The following is an 11,035-nucleotide window of genomic DNA, read 5'->3' as shown; positions in this document are numbered from 1 at the left end:
CCATCTGGGTAAAAACTTAACGACGCTAGTTGCAGAAGCTGAACCCTATCTGGCAGTCCTATCGCAGCACAATTTAACCGTTGCTTTAAATTACAGTTATGCTGCTTTACAGACAATTCAACGCTTACAAGGTAATCAAAGTCAAGCAGAGTTGGCGATTCAAGTCGAACAACTACATCGCGCATTAACCATCGCCAATGACTTAAGTGGTTTACATTTCTATTGGGTATGTCGGCTAACAGTTTCCTATTTATTTGGTGAAACATTGCAGGCAAGTCAGGATGCAGCACAAGCCCGTCAAACCTTGGCAGGTGGAGCCGGTTTCTTTTCCGAATTCGTTTTTTACTTCTACGATTCCCTTACGGCACTTGCTGAGTATCCCGAAGCAGCAGACAAAATGGCGTTACTTGCTCGCATTTCGGCAAACCAGAAAAAGCTGCAACATCGTGCCAAATATGCACCGATGAACTTTCAACACAAATACGACCTGGTTGAAGCAGAACGATATCGGGTATTGGGGAAAAAGTATGAAGCAGGAGATTATTACGATCGCGCTATTGCCGGAGCTAAAGCCAACGAATACATCCAAGAGGAGGGATTAGCCAACGAACTCGCCGCCAAATTCTATCTCAACTGGGGCAAAGAAAAAATTGCTTACTGCTATATGCAATCCGCTTACTATTGCTATGCAAAATGGGGTGCAAATGCCAAAATCACCCATTTAGAACAAAACTATCCCCAACTACTAGGGGCGATTCTTCAACCTGGGATTCTTGGTATTACCAATGAAGGAACCATCACTGCAACCCAGATGGGAAGTTTAACTAACGTCAACACCAGCCAGAATTTATGGTTAGATGTTCCGGCAGTAATCAAAGCAGCACAAGCTATCTCCCAGGAAATTGAATTAGATAAATTACTCACCACTTTAATCCAGATTGCGATCGCTAATGCTGGCGCGCAAAAAGGGTATTTAATTCTGCGTCAAGATGAACAATGGTTACTAGTGGTTCGATCTGATTCAGAACGGACACAAAGGTTACAAATTCTCCTCGCTCAATGTCAAGAACTTCCCCAGAGTTTAATTTATTCTGTGCTACGGAGTCAAAAGGTGGCTGTATTTGACAACTTGAGTACAGTAGTGCAATTTGCAGGTGATAACTATATTTCCACTCACCAACCCAAATCCGTGTTATGTACTCCCATAACTCAGCAAGGAAAACTAATTGGCATCCTGTACTTAGAGAATAACTTAACCGTGGGTGCATTTACGAGCGATCGCCTGCAAGTGATTCAACTCCTCACAGCCCAAGCTTCTATTTCCTTGGAAAATGCCCAGTTGTATTGCCAATTAGAGGAATATTCCCATAGTTTGGAGGAAAAAGTTTCCGAACGCACCCAAGAACTCACACAAAAAGCAACGCAGCTAGAATCAACTTTGCAAGAACTGCAACGTACTCAATCCCAACTAATTCAAGCGGAAAAAATGTCCGGTTTGGGACAATTAGTTGCTGGTATTGCCCACGAAATTAATAATCCGATTAATTTTATCTATGGCAACATGCAACCAGCAAGTGAATACGTTACATCCTTAATTGAATTAAATCATTTATATCAGAAAAATTATCCGCAACCAATCCCAGAAATTGAAGATAAAATTGCTGATATGGAACTAGATTTTTTAGTGAATGATTTACAAAAGCTGTTTAAATCGATGAAATTAGGAGCAGACCGCATCCGCCAAATTGTTCTCTCGTTGCGTAACTTTTCTCGTTTAGATGAAGCCGAAATCAAACCAGTTGATATTCACGAAGGTATCGATAGTACATTGTTAATTTTACAGCATCGGCTCAAAAGCAGTAGTAAAAGTACAGAAATTTCACTAATTAAGGAATACAGCCAAATACCTTTAGTTGATTGTTATCCATCTGCTTTAAATCAAGTATTCATAAATATTCTCAGCAATGCTATTGATGCCCTAAAAGAATTAGATATAAATCACAAACCGACTATTACAATTCGTACTGAAATCCAAGAGCAAAAATATGTAGCTATCCGCATTATCGACAATGGAATGGGGATAGAAGAATCAGTACAAAATAAGATATTTGAACCATTTTTTACTACAAAGCCTGTAGGTAGTGGTACAGGTTTAGGACTGTCAATTAGCTATTCGATTGTAGTAGAACAACATGGAGGTAAGTTAAGCTGTATCTCGGCTCCAGGAAAAGGTACTGAGTTTGTGATTCAGATTCCACTGTAAATATTTTTACTCTTTGGCAAATGATTATGCCTCATCAGGGCATACTAAATGCAACAGTAATATGAACGTAGTATGATTAGCACTCAAACAAGTATTCCCGGATATCAAATTAGTGAACAACTCTATGATGGTTGCAGAACCCAGGTTTATCGAGGATATCGAGAAAATGACAAGTTAGAAGTAGTAATTAAACTACTAAAAAATCCGTATCCCAGCTTTAGCGAACTTGTACAATTCCGTAATCAATATGCGATCGCTAAAAATCTCAATTTTCCGGGAATTATTCAAACCTACAGCCTAGAACCGTTCCAAAATGGTTATATATTAGTGATGGAAGACTTTGGGGGAATTTCTCTCAAGGATTATTTCACCAATGGGACTTTGCATTTAACTTCCCTACAAGAGTTTTTACAAATTGCGATATCTCTATGTGATACTTTAGATTGTCTCTATCGTCATCATGTTATTCATAAAGATATTAAACCTGCGAATATTCTGATTCATCCCGAAACAAAGCAAGTAAAATTAATCGACTTTAGTATTTCTTCTCTTCTTCCGAAAGAAACTCAAACAATAATTAATCCTAATTTATTAGAAGGGACTCTTGCTTATTTATCTCCTGAACAAACTGGAAGAATGAATCGGGGAATTGATTATCGCAGTGATTTTTATTCTCTTGGTGTAACATTTTACGAATTACTGACTGGAGAATTACCATTTCCATCAGATGATCCGATGGAGTTGGTACATTGTCATATTGCCAAAATACCTAAAGGATTAGCAAACAGAGAAAATATTCCCCAGTTACTTGCTGATATCGTCATGAAATTAATGGCGAAAAATGCCGAAGATAGATATCAGAGTGCTTTGGGATTAAAGTATGATTTAGAAATATGTTTAGAGCAAATCAAAGAAACTGGAAAAATTACGTATTTTGAAATTGGCAAGAGAGATATATGTGACAAATTTATTATTCCCGAAAAATTATATGGCAGGGAAACAGAAGTTGAGGAACTACTAGCAGCATTTGAGAGGGTGTCCACAGGAAACAGCGAAATGATGTTAGTCGCAGGTTTCTCTGGTATTGGTAAAACTGCCGTAGTTAACGAAGTTCATAAACCAATTGTCAAACAACGGGGATATTTTATTAAAGGAAAATTCGACCAATTTAATCGAAATGTTCCTTTTTCCGCATTTGTACAAGCTTTTCGTGATTTGATGGGGCAATTACTCACCGAAAGCGAGCAACAAATTCAACAGTGGCAAAATCAAATTACAGAAGCATTAGGAGATAGTGCCCAGGTAATTATTGAAGTTATTCCGGAATTAGAGCGAATTATTGGCAAGCAACTACCCGCACCAGAGCTATCGGGAACTGCGGCACAAAGTAGATTTAATTTACTATTCCAGAGATTTATTAATTTATTTACTCATCCAGAACATCCATTGGTGATATTTTTGGATGATTTACAATGGGCTGATTCTGCCTCATTGAGACTCATACATTTGTTGATGAGTGAAAAAAATATTGGTTATTTATTATTAATAGGTGCATATCGAGATAATGAAGTATCATCTATACATCCTTTAATGCTGGTATTAGATGAAATCGAGAAAATAGGTGCGGCAGTTAATACTATTACTCTCAAACCGCTCAATGAATTTACATTGAATAATTTAGTTGCTGATACTTTAATTTGTACAGAAAAATTAGCATCTCCCCTTTCACAACTTATCTATCAGAAAACTCACGGTAATCCATTTTTTGCCACACAGTTCCTCAAAGCATTACATCAAGATAAACTCATTTATTTCAATTATGAGGAAGGATATTGGCAATGTGATATCACAAAAATCAATCAAAAAGCGCTGACTGCGGATGTAGTTGAATTTATGGCAATGCAGTTACAAAAATTGCCAAAATCAACTCAAAATGTCATAAAACTAGCTGCTTGTATTGGTAATCAATTCGATTTAGAAACGTTAGCTATTGTTTGCGAAAAATCTCAAGTTGAAACAGCAGGTTATTTATGGACTGCGTTGCAGGAGGGCTTAATTTTACCCCAGACTGAGGTCTATAAGTTTTTTGTTGGTTCGGAAAATCAAGCTGTAAATCAAGAAAATGCTGAAATTATTCTCTATAAATTTTTACACGATCGCATCCAACAAGCTGCTTATTCTTTGATTCCGGAAACAGATAAACAATCGACTCATTTGCATATTGGGCAATTGTTATTAATCAATACTCCAGAAGCCCAAAAGGAAGATAAAATATTTGAAATTGTTAATCAACTAAATCGAGGCATAAAATTACTAGTTAAACCCGAACAAAGGCAGGAATTAGCACAGTTAAATCTGAAGGTGGCAGATAAGGCAAAAGCATCAACAGCTTATGTATCAGCATGGGAATACTGCACATTAGGACTGCAACTTTTACCTGATCATAGTTGGCAAAGTCAATATGATTTGACTTTAAGACTATACGAAACCTCACTAGAAGCAGCCTATCTGATTGGTAACTTTGAGGAAATGGAAAGGCTTGCAGAAGTAGTTATCCAACAAGCAAAAACACTCTTGGATAAAATCAAAATTTATGAGATTAAAAACCAAGCTTTCACGGCTCAAAATCAACCATTAAAAGCAGTAAATACGGGCTTAAAAATTCTGAAATTATTGGGTGTAGAATTTCCTGAAAATCCAACTCCTAATGACATTGGTGCAGCATTACAAGAAACACAATTAAGCTATCAAGGGCGAGAGATATCAGAACTAATTAACCTGCCATTGATGACTGATCCTACTCAATTGGCAATTATGCGACTTATTTCTAGTATCTTCTCAGCAGCTTACATTTCATCTCCCCTACTTTACACCTTGTTATCATTTGCGGGAGTAAGAAGATCAGTCAAATATGGAAATACTTCGATTTCTACCCATAGTTATGTATCCTATGGTTTGATTCTCTGTGGAGTCTTGGGAGATGTAAAAACTGGTTATAAATTTGGACAACTTGCTTTAGATTTATTACAGGAACTGAATGCTAAGGAACTACAATGTAAAATCCATTGCATGTTTTATGGCTTTATCAAACATTGGCAAGATGCTATTAGTTCAAGTTTAATTCCTCTGCGAGATGCTTATTTGAGTGGCTTAGAAACAGGAGATTTACAATTCGCTGGATATTCCGCAGTTATGTACTGTGGATATACCTATCTTGCAGGAATAGAAAAGGAATTATCAGAACTCGAACAAGAAGTATTTGCTTTGAAAGATTCTATCGAACAAGTCAAACAAATGACTTCAGTATATTATTTTCAAATGTTGCAACAAGCAATACATGATTGCCGAGAAGGTAGAAGCTCAGTCCAATACTTACAAGGGAATTTTTTCGATGAAGAAAGTGTCTTGCCCAACTATTTGCAATCTAATGAACGCATGGGCATATTCTACCTCTATTGTCACAAATTACTCTTAAATTACCTATTTGGTAATTACCAACAAGCCATCATAGATGCAGATTTCGCCGAACAATATTTAGATGGGGCTGTTGGTTTTCCCTACATCCCCATATTTTATTTTTATGACTCCCTTGCACGTATTGCTACATATACAGAAACTCAACAAAATAATCCAGATGAGTTGATTGTACGCATAGAAGCAAATCAACAAAAGATGAAAAATTGGGCAGATAATGCTCCCATGAATTGTCTCTACAAATTTGAATTAGTAGAGGCAGAACGTCATCGTCTACTTGGTGAGAAATGGGAAGCAGCAGAAGCATATGATCGCGCAATTTCTGGAGCCAAAGTTAATGGCTATATGCGTGATGAAGCAATTGCCAACGAACTGGCGGCTAAATTTTATTTAAACTTAGGCAAGGAAAAAGCCGCCCAAGGATATATGCAAGCAGCATATTATTGCTACGCTCACTGGGGTGCAAAAGCAAAAACAGAGGACTTAGAAAAACTCTATCCGCAGTTACTCCAACCCATCCTCCAACAACAAAAATTTAGCTTTAATCCCCTAGAAACCATTGCCACTATTGCCCACAGCGCAACATCCATATCTAACCACACTTCCACTCCCATTCATACCAATATTTCTGAGAACCTAGATTTTATCTCCACCCTCAAAGCTGCTCAAGCTATTTCTGGTAGTATCGAATTAGATCAACTAATTGCGAGTCTGACACAAATTATTCTCGAAAACTCTGGTGCAAAAAAAACAGCATTAATTCTGTCAGAAAATGGTAATTTGCAAGTTAAGGCAATTACTTTTATTAATCATCAAGACAATTCTCCAACTCAAATCCAAACTATTCTCAAATCACAGCCCCTAGAAAATTGTCAAGATATCCCGATAAAAATTATCAATTATGTCAAAAATACTCAACAAACAGTTGTCATCGACAACTGCAAACCAGATATTCCTGGGTTAATTGGCGAATATTTACTCGAATTTCAACCCAAGAGTGTATTTTGTACACCAATTATTAATCAGGGACATTTAATCGGTATTCTCTACCTAGAAAATAAACTAGTGCCAGGAGTCTTTACAAGCGATCGCATCAAAGTAATTCAAATGCTATCAGCCCAAGCAGCTATATCTTTAGAAAATGCCCGCCTTTATCAAGAATCTCAAGAAAAAGCCCAATTACTCCAACAATCTCTCCAGCAACAAAAAACCTTATTTAATGTTGTAACTCAAATACGAGAATCTCTAGATTTAGAGGCGATTTTCATTGCAGTAACCCAAAATATTCGTCGGATTCTCAATGCCTCGCGCGTCGGCATATATCAGTTTCATCTGGGAGAAAATTACCAATATGGGGAATTTATCGCTGAAGATGTACTACCTCAATTTACTTCGGCTTTAGCAATCAAAATTCAAGACCACTGTTTTGGGGAAAACTACGCCACCCTCTATAAAAAGGGACGTTTCTGTGCAATGCCAGATGTAGAAAATGCCGAAGTTTTAGAGTGTCATCGAGCAATTTTACAAAAATTTGATGTCAGAGCCTCATTAGTTGTACCAATTATGCAAGGTGAGGAACTTTGGGGTTTACTCTGCATTCATCAATGCGATCGCTCACGTGAATGGGAATCTGCGGAAATTGAATTTGCCAAACAAATCGCTGTACAAATGGGAGTTGCACTCCAACAAACCGATTTACTTTTAGAAACTCGCCGACAAGCAACCCAACTGGAAGAAACTCTGCAACATCTCCAAGATACCCAACTGCAATTAGTACAAAATGAAAAAATGTCGGCACTGGGTAACTTAGTAGCAGGTGTGGCTCACGAGATGAATAATCCTCTCGGTTTTATTTCTGCCAGCCTTGAACAAAGCAAACCTGTATTTACAGATATTGTTGAACACCTGAAACTATATCAAGAAAGTCTACCAAATCCAGGTGAGGACATTATTGAACATGCCGAGGAAATTGACCTAGATTATAGCCTGGAAGATTTACCAAAAATGCTAAATGCCATGGTGATGGCATGTGACCGATTAAAAAATATCAGCACCAGTTTACGAACTTTCTCCCGTGCCGATAAAGATCATCAAGTTGCATTTAACCTACACGAAGGCATCGACAGCACAATTTTAATCCTCAAGCATCGACTCAAAGCCAACGACCAACGTCCAGCTATTGAAGTAGTCACAGAATATGGAGATTTACCACAAGTAAAGTGTTTTCCTGGTCAATTAAATCAGGTATTTATGAACATCCTCGCTAATGCCATTGATGCCTTAGATGAGTCAAATTCAGGGCGTAGTTTTGAGGAAATTAAAGCCAATCCTAACAAAATCACCATTAAAACCTCAGTCCAAAATGACAACGTGAAAATTAATATTACTGATAATGGTAAGGGAATGAGTGAATCAGTCCAACAGAAAATATTTGACCATCTATTTACTACCAAAGGAGTCGGTAAAGGTACAGGGTTAGGATTAGCGATCGCCCGGCAAATTATTATGGAAAAACATTCTGGTATGATTACAGTTCATTCGACGCTTGGTAAAGGTACTGAGTTTGAGATTCAAATTCCCAAATAAAATTTTCCGCACAGCCCTTTTTATCTAAGTATTCGTGTAAGAATAAATTGAACAAGTGGGCAGCATTTAACTGAGACGTTCGGCGAGCGCTACTTCGGCAAAGCTCAGTACAAGTCAGTCGAGGCGCACTCACACCGAAGTCTTGCCCATCGGAAATAGCAAGCGAGACGCTTGCACTACTTATTTTTATATGATTCCTAACGCCAAAACAAACAAGTCGAGACTAAAAATATCTACAAAAATCGCTCTCGGCTTGTCTGGAATTTCCCACCGGAAACTACACTAAAATCCACTTAGAAAAAATGTAATAATTAATACATTTACATCTTGTTACAAATTAGTCGGAAATTTCAAATTCATACAAACTTTAATAAATTTATTATTTATACGCAGGATACAGTTGCTAGCATCACTAAATAACAATAGATTCAATAATTGTGGAACCTATGTTAAACGCAACTGTATGTACTTTGTGCGAAAAAGACTATCACTATGGAGTTGGAGTCTTAACGAATTCGCTCTATCAGCGAGGCTTCCGTGGTGTAATGTGGGTAGGATACCGAGGGAAATTACCCAGTTGGGCAGAGTCTGGAGAGGCAGTTAAAAATTATCACGAGTTAAGTATTGGTGAAGGTTGCTTAATCCGATTTGTCGAATTAGATACTCCCAAGCACTTTGCTTTTTATAAACCAGATTTCATGTGGCAAATACTACAACAATATGCACCTGAGGTTGATGCCGTTTTTTATTTTGATCCAGATATTGTCAACAAAGCTCATTGGAATTTTTACCAACGTTGGGTACAGCGAGGAATTGCCATCTGTGGAGATTGTTGGTATCTAGTAGCAGCAAATGACCCCCGAAGACTTGCATGGCAAGAATTTGCGGAATCCCAAGGCTTTACTTGCCAGCGAGATTTAGAATATCATTACAACTCTGGTTTTATTGGAGTCCATCGCAATCATCGCGATTTTTTGACTCTATGGCAAAAACTAATTGAAACAGGAGATAAGCAAAAAATCAGTGATTTAAGTCTTTTTGATTACGATGACTATACGGATGGTTATCCTTATTTGTATAGTGACCAAACATACATGAATTTGGCGCTCATGTTGAGTACAGAACCATTAAGTACAATTGGTCCTGAAGGGATGGATTTTCTGCCCGGTGGTACAATTATGTCCCATGCGATCGCACCTAATGTTAAACCGTGGCGCAAAAAGTTTATTCGGAGTGTTTTAGATGGTAGCGCTCCGACAATCACCGATAAATTATATTGGCAAAATTCACAAACTCCAATTCAGCTTTATTCCTCCATCAAACATAAACAGCAACAACTGGCATTACTTATTGCTTCTGCAATTGGTAGATTTATACGTCGCCCTGTAATGTAATTTTTGCTTTTAATTTTCGCTTTGAAGTGGCTTGGCGTGCTGAATGGTAATTATGTTGAATATCTGTTTAATATTTTTGGGTAGGCATTAGTTTCTACCCAAAACATTTATAATTGGGAATCGAATCATATCAGGTTCGCCTAAATAATTACGATAAAATCGACGCGGAGATTGGGAGATTGGGAGACGCGGAGACAAATTAATAATAACTGATTAGACGGACTTGATATTAAACTTGGATAATACTGTAGATGCTGAGGTAGAGACGCATAGTGGCTGATACTAGCACGCTTTCACAGCCGAGAAGCGCATCTCTACAAAAATTGATTCGATGTCAGATTAAATAAGAAATTAGATTTTATTTGCCACAGTTTGACGAATAGAATACTCCTTATCAGTGGCTAATTTTTCTAAAACAAAAATAGGAGTGCTGGGATTATTAGCGACAGCAAAACGCACATCATAATCATCATGACTAGCTAATCTATCTAGTAGATAATCTGGTGTTTGAAGATTTTTAGCAACACCAAGGGGGAATAGCCAATTGTAATTATGGGGATTTGCGATCGCACAGATTTTGTCTAAAATTTCCACAGGGGTATTGCTATGAACCGAGATTCCCCGCAATACGGCAGCTTCCAAGGCTGATAGGGTTTTATCTGCTGTAATCTCCAACATTTGATCACCGATTTTTTGTAAAATCTCGGCAGAAGTTACCCGATTTTCAGCTAATTGACGCAGGGTTTCTATGTAGCTGTCATTAGCTAGCTGTTCCAGAATTTTAATCGGTGTTCTCATATTACCAGCAACTTGCGATCGCACATCACCAGATTCATCCAATGCTAATTTTTCTAGTGCTTCTACTGGTGTTTGTGGATTTGCTGCTAAATAAAAACGGATTTGTTCTTCTACATCATTGCCTAACTGCTTTAATGCTGTCACTGGTGTATTAAAATGCGTGGCGACAGCACGACGCACATAAAAGTCGTCATGATTTGCTAACTGTTTCAACGTATCTGCATCAGTATCGGAACTGTTAGCTAAACTACGACTAGCAATTTTTTCTTGGGTGGAAACACCCAAAATGGAAAATTCATAAGGTGTTGCAGCTGTGTTCATATGCAATTAAGAATAACGATGCTCTAGTTATAGAGTTCCCGTAAATATCGCCAAAATAACTGCATTTTTAAAGAATGTATTAGTTAAGCACTTTACACCCTGTTGCGGTAAAAAGGGTGCAACCCCACAGCCCCATTCATGATTTATTAAGTTATTTTGATTTTCCATCCAGTATTTTCTCCATGATGTACTCAGGGTG

At 37.7% G+C, this 11,035-nt stretch carries 4 protein-coding genes; 3 read left to right on the top strand and 1 reads right to left on the bottom strand.

What is annotated here, in order from left to right:
• The 3 genes from VB733_RS18395 to VB733_RS18385 all read left to right on the top strand — a co-directional run.
• Positions 1–2,263, top strand: a 2,263-nt coding sequence (locus VB733_RS18395) for an ATP-binding protein (protein WP_323341513.1), incomplete at its 5' end; no start/stop codon positions are given.
• 72 nt (positions 2,264–2,335) lie between these two features.
• Entirely contained in the window at positions 2,336–8,323 is a 5,988-nt protein-coding gene (locus tag VB733_RS18390; RefSeq protein ID WP_323341512.1) for an AAA family ATPase, read from the top strand.
• Between the two features lie 446 nt (positions 8,324–8,769).
• Positions 8,770–9,717, top strand: coding sequence for a hypothetical protein (locus VB733_RS18385; RefSeq protein WP_323341511.1), 948 nt, complete (start codon positions 8,770–8,772; stop codon positions 9,715–9,717).
• A 351-nt stretch (positions 9,718–10,068) separates the two neighbouring features.
• Here the strand turns inward: VB733_RS18385 and VB733_RS18380 are convergent, their stop codons facing one another.
• Positions 10,069–10,836 carry a hypothetical protein gene (locus tag VB733_RS18380; protein WP_323341510.1) on the bottom strand — a complete coding sequence of 256 codons (768 nt, stop codon included), beginning with the start codon at positions 10,834–10,836 and terminating at the stop codon, positions 10,069–10,071.
• Positions 10,837–11,035 lie beyond the last annotated feature (199 nt).

Source organism: Calothrix sp. UHCC 0171 (genome assembly GCF_034931845.1).
Lineage (GTDB): Bacteria > Cyanobacteriota > Cyanobacteriia > Cyanobacteriales > Nostocaceae > Brunnivagina.
This window is presented reverse-complemented; position numbering and strand designations above follow the sequence as displayed.